Raw genomic sequence first — 18,605 nt, 5'->3', positions numbered from 1 at the left:
CGGGCCGCTTTCGCGCGGAGCGAGCCCGATGACGTCGCCCCCCTCGCATCTCTGGCTCAACGCCCTGCTGCAAGCCCTCCAGTTCGTGCAGTCCGCCTGGCTGAGCACACTCTATGCGCTCGGCATCACCGACGACTCGCACGGCGCCCCCGCATGGCCTTGGGACGTGCGCATTGCCGGGGAAAACCTCGTCATCGACGTCGCCCTCGCCCGTCAGTTCGCCTGGATGCTCGCGGCCATTGCATTTGCGCTTGCCTGCGCGCTACTGGCGCTGTGCTGGCGGCGGGCATGGCGCTGGCTGCTCGCCACCGCCGCCGGTGCGCTGGCGCTGGCCCCGTGGCCGTCGCCATCGCTCTGGCTGAGCGCCGCCGTGCCGACCAGTTTTCATACGAGTCCGACGGGCTTCACCGTAGAGAGCATCGCGCGAGGCTCGCGCGTGTACGCGGCGCAGTGCGTTGCGTGTCACGGCACGGACGGACGCGGCGAAGGTCCGTTGGCCGCCACTTTGCATCGCTGGCCGCCGACCATGGCGAGCGCGCTGCTGAGCCGCCGCGCCGACGGCGAACTGTTCTGGCATGTGCTGTACGGCATGCGAGACGCTCAGGGGGTGACCATGCCCGGTTTCGCCGGGCGGCTGAGCGACCGCGAGATCTGGGCTGCGCTCGACTACATGCGCGTGCTCTCCGCGTCGGCGGGCATGGCCGCGGGGGGCAGTTGGCCTGTACCGATCGCACTCCCCTCCGTCGCGGTGAAATGCGCCAGTAGTCCCATCCGGAATGTCGCTGCGTGGCGCGGCAATCAGCGGGTGCGCGTCGTCGCGGTGGACGCCGACCATCCGCCACCGTTTGAAGACCCACGCTTTCTCACGCTACTGGTGGCGCGAAATGGCCCGCCAACGCGCGAAGCCTCTGTCATTCGCAAGGTAGCGGCCCGCCCCTCGGATCGCGGAGCGGCGGCCAACGCGAATAACGTCACCCCACTGTTCGGTACGCGAGCGGATTGTGTGGCCGATAGCGCAGAGGCATGGCAGGTCTTCGCGCAGATTGCCGGGACATCGCCGTCGAGCCTGGCGGGCACCGAATGGCTGGCCGACCGCAACGGCTGGCTACGAGCGCTCGCCCCCGCCGGACGCCGGGGCTGGGCCGACGGCGGCCTGATGTGCACGACCTCGACCGCGCTGTCCGATCCGGGGCAGGCCACCCTCCGTGCCGACCCGCTCACCGCGACGTTGCGCCAAATGGACGACGATCCCGTGCGCTTCATCAAAGGCGGCTTCGTGCACTAGCCGATTGTCCGCGCCCGGCATCCCCCTCTATTTCGTTCCACCACAGGCATTCATCATGACGATTTCCCGACGCCGATTTCTCCAGTACGTCACCACTTCAAGTGCAGCGGGTGCGCTGACCACACTCGCGCAGCCCGGCGTTTCCTACGCGCAATCCGGCCGTCTGCTCCTCAAGGCCGGTGACCAGAAGGGCGGGCTGCGCGCGCTGCTCGAAGCGGCAGACGAACTCAGGCAGTTGCCTTACGACATTCAGTGGACCGAATTCCCCGCCGCCGCGCCGCTGGCCGAAGCGCTCAATGCGGGAGCGGTGGATTGCGGCCCGATCGGCGACGCGCCGGTAATCTTCGCGCTGTCGGCCGGCGCGGCGATCAAGATCATCGGGGCCAATCGCTCCGATGCGTATGGCACCGCCGTGATTGTGCGTCCAGACGCCACGCTTCGCACCGCAGCCGATCTCAAGGGCAAGAACATCGGTACGACGCGCGGCTCCATCGGCCACTTCGTCACGCTCAAGGCGCTCACGGCCGCCGGTCTGGCCCCGGGCGACGTCAACTTCCGCTTCCTGCCGCCTGCCGACACCATCACCGCGCTGGCCAGCGGCTCGGTTGACGCGTGGGCCACCTGGGAGCCCTACACGGCGGTCGCGGAGACGACCGGGCGCGGGCGCGTGCTCGTGAACGGCCGGGGGCTCTGGTCGGGGTTGAGCTATCTGGCGGCCACCGACGCGGCCATCGCGGGCAAGCACGAAGTCCTGCGCGACTTTCTGGCGCGCGTGGTGCGGGCCCAGGTCTGGTCGTATCAGCATGTCGACGCCTTTTCTGCCGCCATGGCGCGCATTATCGGCATTCCGCCCGAGGCGGCGAAGCTACAGTTTTCGCGACGCGCCACGAAATGGCGCAACATCGACGACGCCCTCGTTGCCGAGCAACAACGGACGGCCGACTTCTATTCGCAAGTTGGCTTGCTCAGGCAGCCGCTCGACGTGAAGACAACGTTCGACCGGCGTTTCCCGATCAAGGTCTGAGGCAGCCGAGGGCGGGCACGACCGTTCTGGCCGGAGGGCCAGGGGAATCGCTGGCGGCCGGCCGCCAGCCGCCAGCCGCCGGCAACTGGCTCGGTCGGAAATTGACGAACTGTCTATGGCGCCGCACCTCGCACGCGCCGACACTCGCAAAATTCCCCGCCTTCCGGCACGAGGTTCGCCATGCTCGTCAGCGCCACGTTCTCAACGCATCTGTTGCTTGCCTACACCGCCTACTTCATCGGCGCGGCCAGCCCGGGGCCGAGCAATCTGGCGATCATGTCCATCGCGACGAATCATGGCCGCAAACCGGCGCTGACGTTCGCGCTGGGTGTCATGTCCGGCTCACTGTTCTGGGCAACGGTCGCCATGCTCGGCATTGCCGCCACCCTGCTCGCCTACGCACAGTTCCTCATCGCCATCAAACTCTTCGGTGGGGTCTACCTGATGTGGTTGGCACTCAAGTCGGGGCGATCTGCGCTACGCCCGACGCGCACCACACAGTCGGCCCCCACAGATGGCGGCGGCACGCTGTCGCTCAAACGGCTGTACCTGCGCGGCACGTTGATGCATCTCACTAACCCGAAGGCGGTGCTGGGATGGGTGTCCGTCGTCGCACTATCGTCGACTCCCGATGGGGCCATGCCCCTCGCGGTCGTGCCCGGTTGTGTGGTCATCGGGCTGACCGTGTTCTGCGGCTACGCGATGCTGTTCTCCACACGCACGGCGCGACGCGTCTATCTGCGTATCCGGCGCTGGCTCGACGGTTGCCTCGCCGTGGTATTCGGCACGGCCGGCTGGCAATTGCTGACGTCGCGGGGGTAAGGGTTAAGCGCGCCTTTGGCAAGGCGGCGGGCGGCGACTTCGGTGGCTGCCGCCCTCCCCGGTCTAGGGATGAAGCGTTTCGCCGCGATTGAGCATGCCGATAAATTCCTCGATCTTGCGCAACCGTGTTTCGGGCTTTTTGGCGTTCTGTATCCGAAACAGGATCGCGTACCGGTTACGGCTGTTCAGCGTCGCAAAAAACGCACTGGCCTTGGGGTTGGCATCCAGTGCCGCTTGCAGGTCGTGCGGCACGACCGAGTTACTGGCAGACGTATAGGCGGCCTCCCAGCGGCCATCCGCCTTGGCTTGCTCGATTTCTTGCATGCCGGCAGGATGCATTCTGCCTGCGGCGATCAGCGCTTCAGCCCGTTTTTTGTTGAGCTTGGACCAGAGACTCTTTGCTGAACGCGGTGTAAAGCGCTGCAACCAGTATTCGTCATCTTCCGCCTGCTTTTGACCGTCGATCCAGCCGTGACAAAGCGCACTTTCCAGCGCCTGTTCGTAAGTCAAGGTCGGCTGCCCTTTGCCCTTTTTGGCAAGGCGCAGCCATACCCCGGTCGGTGTCTTTCCGTTCTGCGTCAACCAGTTTTCCCACGCTGTCTGGTCGAGGAATGTCAGGCGAGGCTCAGTCATGGCGTGACCCGAAAAGTGGAATGCAGGCAGGAGCGCATTTTCGTTCGCAGCGTGCCCATGGAAGACCGACGGCGATCCGATGCCAGCGCGGCGAAGGCTGCGTGTGATAGCGTGATGCTTTCTGTCTTACTCGCGTGCGTCTCACGCCGCGCCCTTCGTCATGCTCGACTTCGACGCCGATGCGCTGATGCGCCTCGTCACGACGCCCATGCCCTTCGGCAAACACAAGGGCACCTACATCGCCGACCTGCCGGGCAACTACCTGAGCTGGTTCGCCCGCGAGGGATTTCCCCCGGGAGAGATCGGCCGTCTGCTTGCGCTCATGCACGAAATCGACCACAACGCGCTAGGTGAATTGCTACGGCCGCTGCGCGCTCAGGCGCGGGCGGCACGTACCCGCTAAGCCGGGACTTCGTCATTTCGACCGCGCGGCCGAGCCGAAATGTCAGGCCCGCGCACTGCCCGAGAGCATCGGCGGCAGATAGCGGCGCACCCACTGCGTTTGCTGCTCATGGGCGTGCGCAAGTTGCAGCACCGCGAGATCCGCTTGCGCCGGCCCAATGATTTGGAGCCCCATCGGCAAACCGCGCGCGTCGAATCCGACCGGCACACTGATCGCCGGCAACCCGGCCAGCGTCGGCCCGATCACAACTTCCATCCACCGGTGATAGGTGTCCATCGGTTTGCCCGCCACCGACGTGGGCCAGTGCGTTTCCGCGTCGAACGGAAATACCTGCGCCGAGGGCAGCAACAGAAAGTCGTAACGCTCGAACAACCGTGCCAGCGAGCGGTACCACTCGCTGCGATCGACAGAGGCGCGAAATACATCGGCAGCGCGCAACGCATTGCCACCCTCGACTTCCCATTGCGCTTCCGGCTTGAGCTTGTCGCGACGCGCAGGATCGGCGTACATCTCTCCCAGCGAACCGTTCACGAGCCAGTGACGCAGCGTCAGCCACGTCTGCCACAACCGGTCGGGCGCGAAGTCCGGCACGCATGCCTCCACTTCGCACCCCATTGCCGTGAAATCATGCAGCGACGCCTCGCACAGCGCCATCACGCCGTCCTCCATGGGCAGATGGCCCCCGTAGTCGCCGAGCCAGCCCAGCTTCATCCCCTTGACCTCGCGCGGTAGCGCGCTCGCGAACGGCGGCGGCTCGTGAGCCAGCGACAGCGGACTGCGCGCATCGTATCCAGCCTGCGTAGCGAGCAATTGGGCAACATCGGCGACCGTGCGGCCCATCGGCCCTTCGGTGCTCAGTTGCTGGACGAAGATCTCCGGCGTCGGCCCATACGGCACACGGCCCTGCGACGGCCGAAAGCCGTACACATTGCCGAACGCCGCCGGATTGCGCAACGATCCCATCATGTCGCTGCCGTCCGCCACCGGCAGCATGCGCAGCGCCAGCGCGCTGCCCGCCCCGCCGCTGCTGCCGCCTGCAATGCGGGTGGTGTCGTAAGCGTTACGTGTGATACCGAAGACCGGGTTGTAGCTGTGCGACCCCAGGCCGAATTCGGAAACGTTGGTCTTGCCGATGAAAATCGCGCCCGCAGCGCGGATACGCGCAACGCTGATGCTGTCCTGCGTGTCGGGCGCTTCCGGCGTCAGCGGCGAGCCCTTGCGCGTTGGAAACCCGGCACAGGCGGCCAGATCCTTCACCGCGTGCGGCATGCCGTGCATCCAGCCGAGATACTGACCGTTCGCCAGTTGCCGATCGCGCTCGTCGGCCTGCGCCAGCAACGCATCGGCATCGCGCAAGGACACAATGGCGTTGACCGCCGGGTTGTAGTGGGCGATGTGCGCGAGATACGCCTGCATGACCTCGCGGCACGAGACCTGACGCGTTCGAATCGCCTCCGATAACGCAAGCGCATCGAGCGCAACGATGGCGTTCAGTTGTGCATTGGGGAACGCCATGGTGTTGGCTTCGGCTGCATCCGAGCGGGCAGCCAGGGACGGCAGGTCTGGCGCGAGGGCCATGAGTCTCTCTCCTTGGCGGTGGCGTTGTTCGAAGCAACGCCGTTGTCTGACACGTCATTGTCGGTCAAACCCGCCAAGGTTGCCGAGAGGAAATTTAAGTCCCCTCGGCAATGGAGAAACGTGAGTTCACTGCTTCACTGACAAAGGGATCATCAGTGCGCCAGCGGATCGAGTCCGGTGGACTCGACATCCTTCGCGACGGCGGGGGCTGCCATGTACATCAGCAGCTTCTTCGCTTCTTCGGGATGCGGTGCATTCACCGGCACGCCGCCGGCGAAACGCGTGACCGATTGCAGCGACTCGGGAATCTTGCCCGCGAACGCAACGCCCTTGACCGGCAGCAACTCGCTCACCTGTTGCAATCCCAAGGCGTAGTCGCCGGCAGCCACTTTCTCGGCGACGGGCGTTTTTTGCACCATCACCGCTTTGCCCTTCATCTGTTCGGCAATGCCAAGCTTCTTAAAGAGTTCGCGCTCAACGTACACGCCGCTGGCACTATCGGAATACGCGACCGACTTCGCGGCCAGAAGCGCCGCCTTCAGCGTCTCGGGGGTGCTGACGTCCGGCACCGGGTCGCCCGCCCTGACGACGACACCGATACGCGAGTCGGCCAGATCAACACGCGAATCGGGACGCACCTTGCCCGCCTTGATGAGATCGTCGAGTGCGTAACCGACCATGATGACGACGTCGGCCGACTCGCCCCGCGCCAGACGATTCGGAATCGCCTCGGGCGCCTTGCCCATCGACGGGCCCCAGGCGGTATCGACGTGATCGCCGCTCGATGCCTCGAACTTGGGCAGCAGCAGCTTGTAGGCGGCCGTGAAGCCGCCGGAGTTCATCACGCGCAGGTCTTCCGCGTGAACAGCGGGAGCGGCGAACAGCGCCGTCATCGCGATACCCGCCCCGAGGGCGGCAACGAGGCGTCGGGCTGCGCTCACGCGCACCGGGGAGAAAAGTGTTTTCATGGCGACCTCTCTGACTCTGGATTCTGGTTAACCTGCGGCGAGTTCGGTACGGGTGCGGCCTTGCCCGCCGGGGCGGCCGCGATAAAGCGCCAGCGTCGCGCAGATCGCACACAACGCAGCGAAGCTCATCCAGTAGCCCGGCGCAGCCTTGTCGCCCGTGGCATGAATCAGGTACGTCGACAGTGCGGGCGTGAAGCCGCCGAAAATCGCCGTCGCCAGGCTATAGGCCAGCGAGAAACCGGCCACGCGCACGTCCGGCGGCATGACTTCGGTGAGCGCCGGGATCATCGCGCCGTTGTACATGCCGTACAGGAACGAGAGCCACAGCAGCGCGACCAGCATGCGCGTGAAGCTCGGCGCCTGCACAAGGAACGACAGAACCGGATACGCCGTCACCAGGGTGAGCCCCGCGAAGAGCAGCAGCACCGGACGACGCCCGATTCGGTCGGAGAGCGTGCCGCCGATAGGCAACCAGATGAAGTTCGATACGCCCACGCACAGCGTCACGAGCAACGCGTCGGCGCTCGAGAGGTGCAGCACGCTCTTGCCGAACGTCGGTGCGTAGACAGTGATCAGGTAAAACGCCGTGGTGGTCAGCGCGACGAGCATCGTGCCGCCGAGCACCACGCCCGCGTTGGCAGCCATCGAGCGGAACACTTCGCCGACCGACGGATGACGCTTGCGTTGCTTGAACTCGTCGCTCTCCTGGAGCGAGCGGCGCAGTGCGAAAATCACCGGCACGATCATGCAGCCCACGAGGAACGGCAAACGCCAGCCCCACGAGGCGATCTGTTGCGCGGTCAACGTCAGCGAAAGCGCAAAGCCAAGACCCGCCGAGACGACGATGGCCACCTGCTGACTCGCCGACTGCCAGCTCGTGTAAAAGCCCTTGCGGCCCGGCGTGGCGATTTCCGCGAGATACACAGACACGCCGCCGAGTTCGGCACCGGCCGAGAACCCTTGCAGCAGCCGACCAATCAGCACCAGCACCGGTGCCGCCAACCCGAGGGTTTCGTAACCCGGCACGAAGGCGATGAGGATGGTGCCGCTTGCCATGATGGCCAGCGTGGTGACCAGCCCTTTACGGCGACCGACGTTATCGATATACGCGCCAAGCACAATGGCGCCAAGCGGCCGCATCAGGAAACCTGCGCCGAACACGGCAAAGGTCAGCATGAGCGAAGCGAACTCGCTGTCCGTCGGGAAGAAGACGTGGGAAATCTGCGTGGCGTAGAAGCCGAACAGAAAGAAATCGAACTGCTCGAGGAAATTGCCGGCAGTCACGCGCAGGACCGCGCCGGCTTTCGATGGGCGACGCGAAACCGCGTCTTGGGGGCGCTGTGACATGCGCTGTCTCCGTGTTGCCTGCGGCCCGGGGGGTCGAGCCGCCAGTGAATCGTCGCATTGCGTCTCTGCCGGGGACGTGTCGAACCGTCGTGGACGCTTTTTTGAAGCCGCCAATGGTGCGCCGGAAGTTCCCCGGTTGTGAATTGCAAGTTTTGGAAGGATTGATGCACACACGCTATCAATCGTAGGATGCTAATGCGCCTACCGAGCGGTAACACGCTACACTCTGCGCCGCGCGTCGACAGTGCGGCAATCGGCAACGCCCGCTTCGCGATTTCCGGTTCACGACACCCGGGTCACTGGCGGCGCCGGCCCGACTCTTATCCTTCAATGTCATGGCGATCAATTTCGATCTGAACGATTTGCAGGCCTTTCGCGCGGTGGCTCAACTCGCGAGTTTTCGCCGCGCAGCCGAAGCGATCCACCTTTCGCAACCGGCGCTCTCGCGCCGCATCGACAAGCTGGAGGACGCCCTGGGGGTCAAGCTCTTCGAGCGCAGCACGCGGCGCGTGGCGCTCACTAACGTGGGCCGGGCGTTTGCGCGCGATGCCGAACGCATCCTCGACGATCTGGACAACGCGCTTCTGAGCATTCGCGACGTGGCGTCGCCGAGTCTCGGGCATGTAACCATCGCCTGCGTGCCCTCTGCCGCGTACTACTTCATGCCGCAGGTGATCTCGCGATACCACCGGGCGTTTCCGCGCATTCGCATCTCGGTACTCGACGCGAGCGCCAACGAGGTGCTTGCCGCCGTGGCCAATGGCGACGCCGATTTCGGCTTGAATTTCATCGGCAGTCAGGAGCCGAACATCGAGTTCAAACTCCTGCTGCAAGAGCGGTACGTGGCGGCGTGCCGGCGCGATCACCCGCTTGCGGGCAAGAAACGGGTCACGTGGCGCGAGCTTTACGAGTACGACTACATCACCGTGGGCAAGGTCTCGGGCAACCGGTTGCTGCTCGATCAGGCGTTGACCGCACTGCCGCAGCGCCCGCCAAGTATTTGCGAGACCCAGCATGTGACGACGATGCTGGGACTGGTGGAAGCGGGTCTGGGGGTAGCAGCGGTGCCAACGATGGCGATGCCGGGAGGCGATCATCCGTTGCTCACGAGTGTGCCGCTGGTCGATCCGGTGGTAACGCGGCGCGTTGGCATGATCCGGAGCAAGGCACGGCCGCTCTCGCCGGCGGCGGCGCAGTTGTACCGGTATGTGGCCGAAATGAAGGTGCCGTCGCGGCGGCGTGCGAATGGCGAGTCTCTATAACCGACTCACAGCGAATGCACGCAATGAAACATATTGTTACCCGTCTTACGAGAAACGAAACATTGGGCACGCGGTGGCAAGGCGACGCGTCTTTATACTTGCCTCGCGTTAATCCGAATCTCCTACAAGACTCATGCTCAAGCGAATTTTCCCGATGGTGGCGATCACCGCCGTGGTTGCAACCACTTCCCTGACGGCTTCGGCCAGTGATATGAACAATGCCCTCGGCGGCGCGCTGGGCGGCGTGGCAGGCGCAGCCGTAGGCGGCGCGCTTGGCGGCAGCACCGGTGCGGTGTTGGGTGGTGCAGTGGGCGGCGGTGCCGGTGGCGCGATAACGTCCAACCGCCGCGAGCGCACAGGCGCCATTCTGGGCGGCGCGCTGGGCGGCGGCGCCGGTACGGCGGCAGGCAATGCGATGGGCGGCCGTTCGGGCGGCCTGATCGGTGCGGCCGTTGGCGGCGGCGCGGGTGCCGCGCTCGGTGGCAACATGTCGCGCTCAAGCGCCCACGACGACGACCACTATCGCGGCAAACACCGGGGTCATCGCAAACACCATCATTGATCGTCCCGCCACGGCCTGCCCTGATACAACGCGGCCTTCGGCCTTTGTTCAAGGGACACAAAAAAGCCGCAGCGCGATAGCTGCGGCTTTTTTGCTTTCCAGAGCGCCGATTACTGTCCGTCGGGCTCCGGCAGGTACGGACCGATACCCGTCGGATAGCTGCCCGGAATCAGCATCGACGGATCGAGACGGTCGATGGTCGTGCGGCCGGTCAGCGCCATCGTGACGTCCATCTCCTTTGCAATGACCTCCAGCGCGCGACGCACCCCCGCCTCGCCCATTGCGCCCAACCCATAGAGGAACGGGCGCCCGATCAGCGTGCCCTTTGCGCCCAGCGCCATCGCCTTGATCACGTCCTGACCGGAACGAATACCGCCATCGAGCCAGACCTCGGTGTCACGCCCCACCGCCGCCACGATGTCCGGCAACGCGCGAATCGTCGAAATCGCACCGTCAAGCTGACGCCCGCCGTGATTGCTCACCACGATCGCGTCGGCCCCGGTATCGCGTGCCGCTCGCGCGTCTTCAGGATCGAGCACGCCCTTGAGCACGAGCTTGCCACCCCAACGCTTCTTGATCCACTCAACATCGTTCCACGACAGGCACGGGTCGAACTGCGCCGCCGACCATGCTGCCAGCGAACCGATGTCGTCCACCCCCTTGGCATGGCCAACGATGTTGCCGAAGGTGCGGCGCCGAGTGCCCAACATGCCCATGCACCAGCGCGGCTTGGTCATCATGTTGGCAATGTTCGGCAGCGTCAGCTTCGGCGGCGCCGACAGGCCGTTCTTGATGTCGCGATGGCGTTGACCGCTGATCTGCAAATCCATTGTCACCATCAGCGCCGAACATCCTGCCGCCTTGGCACGGTCGATCAGGCGCTCGATGAAATCGCGATCGCGCATAACATACAACTGGAACCAGAACGGCGCCTTGGTGTGCGCCGCCACGTCCTCGATCGAGCAGATCGACACGGTCGAGAGCGTGAACGGCACGCCGAACGCTTCGGCCGCACGCGCCGCGAGAATCTCGCCGTCCGCGTGCTGCATGCCGGTCATGCCCGTGGGCGCCAGCGCCACCGGCATGGCAACCGGCTCACCCAGCATCGTCGTGCGTGTGCTTCGATGCTCGATGTTCACGGCAACGCGTTGCCGGAACCCGATACCGCCGAAATCCGCCGCATTCGCCCGATAGGTGGATTCCGTCCACGACCCCGAATCGACATACTCGTAAAACATACGCGGCACTCGCCGCTGTGCGAGAACCCGCAAGTCCTCGATGGTGGTAATCACTGCCATGCTGCGTCTCTTCTTCCGGGAAATCCCAACCGTCTTTCGGGAATTAGTTAATATCTTCTATAATTTGTTATTTTTGTTTGACGAGATCGACCAGGGACTGCGTGTGTTTAATTGTCTTTAGCACAATGTTCGACTGAATCGACATGACGGCTGGCGCGCGGTACAGCTCGTTCACGATGAAATCGGAGTAATGCGCGAGGTTACGGGCCCTTACCGTCAGGATGTAATTCGCCGAGCCGGTGACGATGCGGGCGGTCACCACTTCCGGCCAGTTCTGCACACACGCGAGAAACTTTTCATGCCATTGATCGACGTCCGGACGGAGCGTAATTTGCACTAGCGCTTCGAACTCCAGGCCGATATGCTGTGCGTCCACGATGCAACGGTATCCGGAAATCACCCCGCGATCCTCAAGCAATTTCACCCGGCGAAGGCAGGCCGATGGCGACAAGCCAACGGCATCCGCCAATTCCTGGTTGGAGATGCGTCCATTGAGTTCGAGATGGCGGAGGATGCGCAGATCGGCAAGGTCGAGGTTCATTGGCAGAATCCGTCAAGTTTTCACGGATTCTGGCAGATCCTTCGACTTACCGCCAGTTGTCCGACATAAATAGCAAGCAAATTCCATTTTTGCGTTGATATGATAGCCCTCGGCCCCGGGGCCGGAACCGCTTTGTCATTGCGGCTGCGGGCGTCGTTTCTGGATATTGCAGTTGTCGTGCCGAGAAGAATTCGCGACCTCCTATATCGGAAGGAGCAGCGAATCTGTTTTAAACCGTAGTACGTCTACAAGACTAAAAAAGGAGACCCATGAAGTCTGCAATTCCGGCCAGCCTGGCCATCCTCTCGGCCGCTTGCGGCCTCGCCTTCAGCACCACCGCTGCCGCCCAAAGCGCTGTCACCCTTTACGGGATCGTGGATCAGAGCGTGCGGTATCAAAACAATGCCAACGCCAACAACGACGCCCTGTGGCAAGTGACCAACGGCGCCGTGACCAACAGCCGTTTCGGCTTCAAGGGCTCGGAAGACCTCGGCGGCGGCACCAAGGCGATCTTCCAGCTGGAATCGGGCATCAATCCGCAGAATGGCCAACTCTCGAACGGTCCGCGACTGTTTGATCGCTACGCCTTCGTCGGCCTGCAGAATCAGTACGGTGCAATCAAGATCGGCCGTCAGGCCACCGAGGCGTTTAACGTCTACGGCGACTTCGATCCGCTCACGATCGGCAACTACGCGAACAACTCGTGGATGTACAACATCACGCGCGGCCGGGTAGACAACGCTGTGAGCTATGCCGGCACATTCGGCGGCCTGTCGCTCGGCGCGACCTACGGCTTCGGCAACACGCCGGGCACGATGGCGGCCAGCAACTACTGGGGCGCACGTGCGGGCTATGCCATGGGTCCGTTCCAGATCGCCGGCGTATATCAGCAGGCGCGCGATGCTGCCAAGCGTGTGCAGCAGATGTGGGGCCTGGGGGGGATCTATAGCGTTTCCATTGCCAAGGTGTTCGTCGGCTACATGGGCGGTCGCGATCGCAGCGGCTGGCTCGACGGCACGCTCAACGATCCGGCACACACCGTCGCCACAGGCAACCTGGACGACAACCCGCGCAAGGACATGACGTTCTATCTCGGCACGACCATTCAGGCCATGCCGAACCTCGCGATCACGGGCGCAGCGTATTTCGACGACATCAAGAACATCAACGCCCAGGCGGGCGATGCCGGTTCGGGCCGTCGTTACACGTATGTGCTGCTCGCCGAGTACGCGCTGTCGAAGCGCACGCAAGTCTACGGCACCGTCGACTACAACAAAGTCAGCGGCGCGGCACGCGTAGAACTGCCGGGCAACTCGACGCAAGTGGGCGTGGCAACGGGTATCCGCCACATCTTCTAAGCCGACGGTCAATGGCGCGACACGCTCGCGCCTGCCGGGTGTTTTCCTTTGCTGTTGGTATGACCCGCCCCGGATTCGTCCGGGGCGGTGGGGCCCGTTCGCGCCTGCATTTCGCCGCACCCGATGCCCACCGGCATCTCGACGGCATTCCACGGCGCGCCGTCGGGCGATGACAAGCAATGCTGTACTCATGCGGGCGTCGCCCACCTTCCGCGACGACGTCCAAGAGGTGTGTCATGACGCATTCCCCCCAGTCTTCCCAGTCCTCTCAGTCGCCTCAATCGGGCAAGCCCCGCGATTTCGCCCACATCACGCGTCGTGAGCAAGGCTTGCGGCGCTCGCTCACCGCCAGTCAGATGGCGATGATCGCGATCGGTGGCGCCATCGGCACCGGACTCTTTCTCGGCAGCGGCTTCGCCATCGGCTTTGCCGGCCCGAGCGTGCTCATCTCGTACGGGATCGGCGCGATCATCGCGCTCATGCTCATGGGGTGCCTCGCCGAAATGACGGTTGCGCATCCGACGTCGGGGTCGTTTGGCGCCTACGCAGAACACTACATCGGCCCGTGGGCCGGCTTTCTGGTTCGCTACGCGTACTGGTCGTGCATTGTGCTGGCCGTGGGTACCGAGGTGAGCGCCATTGCCGTGTACATGAAATACTGGTTTCCGCAGGTGCCGGGCTGGTACTGGGTCGCGGGTTTCTCCGCAGCACTCGTGCTTGTGAACGCCATGTCGGTGAATCTGTTCGGCGCCATCGAATACGGCTTCTCACTCATCAAGATCACCGCCATCGTGGTCTTCATTCTGATCGGTGCCTATGTCGTCTTCATCGCCCCGGGATCGGTCGCCGATGGCGGGCATGCCCCGGCAGGCTTCGCGAATTACACCGCACACGGCGGCTTCTTTCCGAAGGGGCTGTGGGGGATGTGGGTCGCCGTCATCATCTCGATCTTCAGCTACCTGTCTATCGAGATGATTGCCGTGGCCGCCGGCGAAGCCGAGAACCCTGAGCGTGCGGTCACGCGAGCCTTCCGCTCAACCGTCGTGCGCCTCGTGTTGTTCTATCTGCTCACCCTTGCCCTGATGCTTGCGATCGTGCCGTGGACCGCCGCCGGTCAGGACGAAAGCCCGTTCGTGAAGGTGATGCAGGCCATCGATATTCCCGGCGCCGCCGGTGTCATCAACTTCGTGGTGCTGATCGCCGCGCTCTCGTCGATGAACAGCCAGCTCTATATCACCACGCGCATGATGTTCTCGCTCTCTCGCGCCGGATATGCGCCGGCTCGCTTCGGCGCGGTGAACCGGCGTGGCGTGCCGCTCGCGGCGCTGCTGCTCTCGACGGTCGGCATTGCGCTCGCCACGCTCGTGAACTTCCTGTACCCGGAGTCGTCGTTCACGTTCATGATGGCGATCTCGATGTTCGGCGCCATGCTCACGTGGATGATGATCTTCGTCACGCATTTCTTCTTCCGCCGCGCCTGGCGACGCGAGAACCATCCGCCGCTGGCGTTTCGCATGTGGGGCTTTCCGTGGCTCACGCTGCTCGGCGCAGCCCTGATGGCCGCCATCATGCTCACCACACTGCTCACCGGCGTGTTCCGCATGACGCTGATCTTTGGCGTGCCCTTCGTTGCGGTAGTTCTGCTGATCTACTTCCTGTGGTATCGCAAGCGCGACGGCGAGGCACAACCGCGCACAGCCGCCCAGTCCTGACCCAATCGGCAAGAGGCGCTGAAAACGACGAAGGGGCACCGAAAGGTGCCCCCGTCATATGACCGCCTGCGTTGACCTTACCTGGCCGACTTGCGCTGTTTGACGATCTGCTCCAGTAGTCCGCGAGTCTGTTCGAGCACCGCCTCACGCACCATTCGATTGCGCTCGGGATTCGGCTCGTTGGCCCACCCCATCGAACAATCGACGGAGCGGCGCATCACGCGAAACGCCATGCCCAGAGTGCTGATACAGACGGCGCGAATGCGCATTTCCTCGTTATCGGGTGCGACACCGGCGAGGCGCGTCACGATATTCGCGCCGACTGACGCCAACCGGCTCGAGAAGCGCTCGTGAAACACCTTGAATCCGGCTTCCGGTCCGAGGCCCGCTTGCTCTCGAGCCATGAACATGTGCCAGCCGTCGATCTCCGGCACCTCCTCCATGAACCCTGCCTTGCGGTTCTGTAGCTCGCAAAACGCGTCCATGAGTTGCTTGTCCGTCGCATTCGGGTCGGCCACCACGCGCTCGGCCGATTCGATGGCGCTTCCCATCTGCTTCAACACGAGGCTCAGGATGTACTCGACGCACGCCTTGTAAACCCCTTCCTTATTGTCGAAGTAATACTGGAGCGCAGGCGCGTTCACCCCCGCTTCGTTCGCGATGTCTCGCGTAGACGCCCCCGCAAAGCCAAACTCCCCGAAACACTTGATCGCCGCGAGGATAATCCGCGCGCGCGTTTCCTCGCCACGTTGATACCCCGTGTCGACCGCGTGCCGCGGACGCGTTGCCGCACCCTGAGCGCGCCCTGCACGTGAAGTCGCTGTCATGTCTGTCCTTGCTTGCCAAAACTTTCGTCAAAAATATAACACTTGACATAAATCGATCAACTGGAATAATTCTGCCAATTGGAATAATTTGAGGAAATTCCTATGACCACCGCAGCACAGGTCAAACCGGCAGAATCGGCGCCGCTGACCGCACGTCAGGCGCAAGCCCCGGCCGGCAAGGCCGCAGACACCGCTGAAGCCGCCGGCTCAGTCCAGGCACCGGGCCAGACGAAAGCCCCGGCCAACCCTCGTCGCAAGAAGATTCTTCTTGGCGCGCTGGGACTGGGTGTCATTGCCGCGCTGGGCTGGGGTGTGCAATGGTGGTTTGTCGGGCGCTTCATCGAGTCGACCGACGACGCCTATCTGCAAGCCGACAGCATGACCGTCGCGCCGAAAGTCGGCGGCTATGTGACCGAAGTGCTGGTGCGCGACAACGAAACGGTGACGGTCGGCCAGCCTCTCGTGCGACTCGACGCTCGCCAATATCAGGCCGCCTACGACGAGGCGCAGGCCACTGTTCTGGCCCGTGAAGCCGACGTTACCCGGGCACAGGCGGAACTCTCCCAGCACTCCGCGAGCATTGCACAGGTACGCGCCGAACTCGACAGCGCACGCGCGAATGCCGCGTACTCGGCCGGTCAGGTCAAACGCTATGTCCCGCTGGTCGCCACGGGCGCCGAGACTGACGAACGTCTCGCCGAATTGCGCAATGCCAGCGCACGCGCCGACGCCTCGCTCAGAAGCAGCGAAGCCAGCTTGCAGGCGAGCGAACGGCAAACGGACACGCTCGCGGCCGCGCTTGCGCAGGCCAAAGCGCAATTGACGGTGGCCCAGGCCAGCGCACGCAAGGCAGACCTCGATCTCGCAGACACAGTGGTCAAAAGCACGTTGTCCGGACGCGTCGGCGACCGTGCCGTGCGTGTGGGCCAGTTCGCCCAGCCAGGCACGCGATTGCTCACGGTCGTACCGGTGCAGAATGTCTATCTGACAGCGAACTTCAAGGAAACGCAGGTCGGGCATATGCGGCCTGGCCAGCCGGTGACGGTGCATGTCGACGCACTGCCCGGCGAGCCTATCCACGGGGTGGTCGATTCGCTCTCGCCCGGCACCGGCGCACAGTTCGCGCTACTGCCCGCGCAGAACGCCACGGGCAACTTCACGAAGATCGTGCAACGCGTGCCGGTACGTATTCGTCTCGATGTGCCCGAGTCGCTGCGTACGGTGTTGCTGCCGGGTCTTTCGGTCACGGCAGACGTCGATACGCATCGAAGCGCGCCGGCCAAGCCCGCCAAACAGGCAGGGCGCCCGGGCCAGCAACTCTCGCTCAGTGCGCCGCTCGACTCGCTCATCGGCCCCCTGACGAACGCTGCGTCATCGCGCTCGAACGGGGGAGCGCAACGTGGCTGACGGTAGCGTGGTAAGCGCTTCGACGGCCTCGCCCCGCAACGCATCGGCGTCGGACTGGATCGCCGTAGCGGCGGGCGCACTGGGTGCCTTGCTGGCCACGCTCGACATCTCCATCACCAATTCGGCGCTGCCGCAGATTCAAGGCCAGATCGGCGCTTCGGGCACCGAAGGCACCTGGATCTCGACCGGCTATCTGATGTCGGAAATCGTCATGATTCCGCTCGCGGCGTGGCTCACGCGCGTGCTCGGGCTGCGGCGCTTCCTGATGCTCAACGCCGTGTTCTTCACACTCTTCTCCATGATGTGCGGCGCGTCGAGCAGCCTGCCCGAAATGATCATCGGCCGCATCGGACAGGGCTTTGCAGGCGGCGCCATGATTCCAACGGCGCAGATGATCATTCGCACACGCCTGCCACGTCATCAGATGCCGGTGGGCATGGCGATGTTCGGCCTGATCGTACTGCTCGGACCGTTGCTTGGGCCGGTGGTCGGCGGGTGGCTGACCGAAAATGCCAACTGGCGCTGGTGCTTCTTCCTGAACCTGCCCATCTCGGCAGCCATCGTCACGCTGCTCATGCTCGGCCTCAAGCGCGAACCGACGAATCTGCACGCGTTCTTCAAGGCGGACTGGCTGGGCATCGTGGGGCTGACCATCGGCCTGAGTTCGCTTACCGTGGTGCTCGAAGAAGGACAGCGCGAGCGCTGGTTCGATTCGCACCTGATCGTCTGGCTGTCGATCGTGTCGGTCATCGGCATCGGCATGATGCTCGTGGCGCAGTTCACGGCCGAGAAGCCCATCGTCAAGCTTTCCTTGCTGGGCAACAAGAACTACGCGAGCGTGATCTACATTGTCTTCACGGTGGGCGCGGGACTCTACGGCGTGTCGTACCTCCTGCCGCAGTTCCTCGCCACGATCGCGGGCTACAACGCTCAGCAGTCGGGCAACATCATGCTGCTCTCGGGGCTGCCCGCGTTCCTGATGATGCCGTTTCTGCCCCGCCTCATCAGCCGGGTGGACATTCGTCTGCTCGTGATTCTCGGGCTGCTGTGTTTCTTCGCCAGTTGCATGCTCGACATCGACCTGACGGCACAAAGCGTCGGCCACGACTTCACGCTCTCGCAATTGCTGCGGGGTGTGGGGCAGATGCTCGCGATGATGCCGCTCAATCAGGCGTCGATGGCGGCCGTGGACGCGCAAGACGCCGGCGACGCCGCCGGTCTGTACAACATGGCCCGCAACCTCGGCGGGTCGGTCGGTCTGGCGTTGCTCGGTACGCTGATCGACCGCCGCACCGACTATCACGATGCCATGCTGCGCGAGACAATCACCGCCAACAGTGCGTTGGGACAAGAGCATCTTGCCGCCAATGCGGCGGGTTTCTTCGCGCAGTCGGGCGACATGGTTCACGCCAAGCTTCAGGCCACGGCTCAGCTCGCCGCCGAAATTGCCCGGCAGGCCAGCGTGATGACGTTTTCCGAGACTTTTTACGCACTGGGTATCGCGCTGCTGCTATGCGTGCCGCTGGCCCTGCTGCTCAAGCAACCGGCCGGATTCAGCGCCGGCGGCCATTGAACATC

General features: G+C 63.8%; 17 protein-coding genes. 10 read left to right on the top strand and 7 right to left on the bottom strand.

Annotated elements, in window-relative coordinates; genetic code table 11:
* Positions 1–28 precede the first annotated feature (28 nt).
* The 3 genes from AT395_RS07665 (at position 29) to AT395_RS07655 (ending at position 3,131) form a co-directional block, all read left to right on the top strand.
* Positions 29–1,285 carry a c-type cytochrome gene (locus AT395_RS07665; RefSeq protein ID WP_048627665.1) on the top strand — a complete coding sequence of 419 codons (1,257 nt, stop codon included), beginning with the start codon at positions 29–31 and terminating at the stop codon, positions 1,283–1,285.
* Between the two features lie 55 nt (positions 1,286–1,340).
* Positions 1,341–2,309: an ABC transporter substrate-binding protein gene (locus tag AT395_RS07660; protein ID WP_048627636.1), complete on the top strand. Its 969-nt coding sequence runs from the start codon at positions 1,341–1,343 to the stop codon at positions 2,307–2,309.
* 180 nt (positions 2,310–2,489) lie between these two features.
* Positions 2,490–3,131 (top strand): LysE family translocator, encoded by a 642-nt coding sequence (locus AT395_RS07655; protein WP_042112285.1) that lies wholly within the window; start codon positions 2,490–2,492, stop codon positions 3,129–3,131.
* Between the two features lie 63 nt (positions 3,132–3,194).
* Here AT395_RS07655 and AT395_RS07650 read toward each other — a convergent pair whose 3' ends face one another.
* Positions 3,195–3,764, bottom strand: a complete 570-nt coding sequence (locus AT395_RS07650; protein WP_048627637.1) for a YdeI/OmpD-associated family protein — start codon at positions 3,762–3,764, stop codon at positions 3,195–3,197.
* 160 nt (positions 3,765–3,924) lie between these two features.
* Between AT395_RS07650 and AT395_RS07645 the strand changes: the two genes are divergently transcribed.
* A complete protein-coding gene (locus AT395_RS07645) occupies positions 3,925–4,167 on the top strand; it encodes a DUF3820 family protein (RefSeq protein WP_042112286.1) in 243 nt (80 codons plus the stop codon).
* Between the two features lie 42 nt (positions 4,168–4,209).
* Here AT395_RS07645 and AT395_RS07640 read toward each other — a convergent pair whose 3' ends face one another.
* From AT395_RS07640 to tcuC, 3 genes are all read right to left on the bottom strand, one after another.
* Positions 4,210–5,682, bottom strand: coding sequence for an amidase (locus tag AT395_RS07640; protein ID WP_048627666.1), 1,473 nt, complete (start codon positions 5,680–5,682; stop codon positions 4,210–4,212).
* Between the two features lie 215 nt (positions 5,683–5,897).
* Positions 5,898–6,713, bottom strand: coding sequence for a substrate-binding domain-containing protein (locus AT395_RS07635; protein WP_042112287.1), 816 nt, complete (start codon positions 6,711–6,713; stop codon positions 5,898–5,900).
* Positions 6,714–6,740: 27 nt separating this feature from the next.
* A complete protein-coding gene (gene tcuC, locus AT395_RS07630) occupies positions 6,741–8,060 on the bottom strand; it encodes an MFS transporter (RefSeq protein WP_042112288.1) in 1,320 nt (439 codons plus the stop codon).
* A 335-nt stretch (positions 8,061–8,395) separates the two neighbouring features.
* Here tcuC and AT395_RS07625 point away from each other — a divergent pair, with 335 nt between their 5' ends.
* Both AT395_RS07625 and AT395_RS07620 read left to right on the top strand, forming a co-directional pair.
* Complete coding sequence (locus tag AT395_RS07625; protein WP_042112289.1) at positions 8,396–9,322, top strand: LysR family transcriptional regulator; 927 nt, start codon at positions 8,396–8,398, stop codon at positions 9,320–9,322.
* Positions 9,323–9,455: 133 nt separating this feature from the next.
* Positions 9,456–9,884: a hypothetical protein gene (locus AT395_RS07620; RefSeq protein WP_042112290.1), complete on the top strand. Its 429-nt coding sequence runs from the start codon at positions 9,456–9,458 to the stop codon at positions 9,882–9,884.
* A 110-nt stretch (positions 9,885–9,994) separates the two neighbouring features.
* Here AT395_RS07620 and AT395_RS07615 read toward each other — a convergent pair whose 3' ends face one another.
* Complete coding sequence (locus AT395_RS07615) at positions 9,995–11,182, bottom strand: alpha-hydroxy acid oxidase (RefSeq protein WP_042112291.1); 1,188 nt, start codon at positions 11,180–11,182, stop codon at positions 9,995–9,997.
* A 67-nt stretch (positions 11,183–11,249) separates the two neighbouring features.
* Positions 11,250–11,723, bottom strand: coding sequence for an Lrp/AsnC family transcriptional regulator (locus tag AT395_RS07610; RefSeq protein WP_039372583.1), 474 nt, complete (start codon positions 11,721–11,723; stop codon positions 11,250–11,252).
* A gap of 269 nt (positions 11,724–11,992) precedes the next feature.
* Here AT395_RS07610 and AT395_RS07605 point away from each other — a divergent pair, with 269 nt between their 5' ends.
* Together AT395_RS07605 and AT395_RS07600 are read left to right on the top strand one after the other, a co-directional pair.
* Complete coding sequence (locus AT395_RS07605) at positions 11,993–13,081, top strand: porin (protein ID WP_042112292.1); 1,089 nt, start codon at positions 11,993–11,995, stop codon at positions 13,079–13,081.
* 236 nt (positions 13,082–13,317) lie between these two features.
* Complete coding sequence (locus AT395_RS07600; protein WP_042112293.1) at positions 13,318–14,793, top strand: amino acid permease; 1,476 nt, start codon at positions 13,318–13,320, stop codon at positions 14,791–14,793.
* A gap of 77 nt (positions 14,794–14,870) precedes the next feature.
* On the opposite strand, the gene AT395_RS07595 is transcribed toward AT395_RS07600, so the two are convergent.
* Entirely contained in the window at positions 14,871–15,620 is a 750-nt protein-coding gene (locus AT395_RS07595) for a CerR family C-terminal domain-containing protein (protein WP_042112294.1), read from the bottom strand.
* A 102-nt stretch (positions 15,621–15,722) separates the two neighbouring features.
* On the opposite strand from AT395_RS07595, the gene AT395_RS07590 reads away from it, so the two are divergent.
* On the top strand, positions 15,723–17,027 hold the full coding sequence (locus tag AT395_RS07590; RefSeq protein WP_048627638.1) for an HlyD family secretion protein: 1,305 nt from the start codon (positions 15,723–15,725) through the stop codon (positions 17,025–17,027).
* Positions 17,020–18,600, top strand: coding sequence for a DHA2 family efflux MFS transporter permease subunit (locus tag AT395_RS07585; RefSeq protein ID WP_082117610.1), 1,581 nt, complete (start codon positions 17,020–17,022; stop codon positions 18,598–18,600). Before AT395_RS07590 ends, AT395_RS07585 begins: the two co-directional genes overlap by 8 nt.
* Positions 18,601–18,605: the final 5 nt, after the last annotated feature.

Source organism: Pandoraea apista (genome assembly GCF_001465595.2).
GTDB lineage: Bacteria > Pseudomonadota > Gammaproteobacteria > Burkholderiales > Burkholderiaceae > Pandoraea > Pandoraea apista.
This window is presented reverse-complemented; position numbering and strand designations above follow the sequence as displayed.

Bases quoted from the DNA above. Each gene is read 5' to 3' on its own strand.
- AT395_RS07665 (WP_048627665.1), top strand. From the start codon at position 29: ATGACGTCGCCCCCCTCGCATCTCTGGCTCAACGCCCTGCTGCAAGCC.
- AT395_RS07660 (WP_048627636.1), top strand. From the start codon at position 1,341: ATGACGATTTCCCGACGCCGATTTCTCCAGTACGTCACCACTTCAAGT.
- AT395_RS07655 (WP_042112285.1), top strand. From the start codon at position 2,490: ATGCTCGTCAGCGCCACGTTCTCAACGCATCTGTTGCTTGCCTACACC.
- AT395_RS07650 (WP_048627637.1), bottom strand. From the start codon at position 3,764: ATGACTGAGCCTCGCCTGACATTCCTCGACCAGACAGCGTGGGAAAAC.
- AT395_RS07645 (WP_042112286.1), top strand. From the start codon at position 3,925: ATGCTCGACTTCGACGCCGATGCGCTGATGCGCCTCGTCACGACGCCC.
- AT395_RS07640 (WP_048627666.1), bottom strand. From the start codon at position 5,682: ATGGCGTTCCCCAATGCACAACTGAACGCCATCGTTGCGCTCGATGCG.
- AT395_RS07635 (WP_042112287.1), bottom strand. From the start codon at position 6,713: ATGAAAACACTTTTCTCCCCGGTGCGCGTGAGCGCAGCCCGACGCCTC.
- tcuC (WP_042112288.1), bottom strand. From the start codon at position 8,060: ATGTCACAGCGCCCCCAAGACGCGGTTTCGCGTCGCCCATCGAAAGCC.
- AT395_RS07625 (WP_042112289.1), top strand. From the start codon at position 8,396: ATGGCGATCAATTTCGATCTGAACGATTTGCAGGCCTTTCGCGCGGTG.
- AT395_RS07620 (WP_042112290.1), top strand. From the start codon at position 9,456: ATGCTCAAGCGAATTTTCCCGATGGTGGCGATCACCGCCGTGGTTGCA.
- AT395_RS07615 (WP_042112291.1), bottom strand. From the start codon at position 11,182: ATGGCAGTGATTACCACCATCGAGGACTTGCGGGTTCTCGCACAGCGG.
- AT395_RS07610 (WP_039372583.1), bottom strand. From the start codon at position 11,723: ATGAACCTCGACCTTGCCGATCTGCGCATCCTCCGCCATCTCGAACTC.
- AT395_RS07605 (WP_042112292.1), top strand. From the start codon at position 11,993: ATGAAGTCTGCAATTCCGGCCAGCCTGGCCATCCTCTCGGCCGCTTGC.
- AT395_RS07600 (WP_042112293.1), top strand. From the start codon at position 13,318: ATGACGCATTCCCCCCAGTCTTCCCAGTCCTCTCAGTCGCCTCAATCG.
- AT395_RS07595 (WP_042112294.1), bottom strand. From the start codon at position 15,620: ATGACAGCGACTTCACGTGCAGGGCGCGCTCAGGGTGCGGCAACGCGT.
- AT395_RS07590 (WP_048627638.1), top strand. From the start codon at position 15,723: ATGACCACCGCAGCACAGGTCAAACCGGCAGAATCGGCGCCGCTGACC.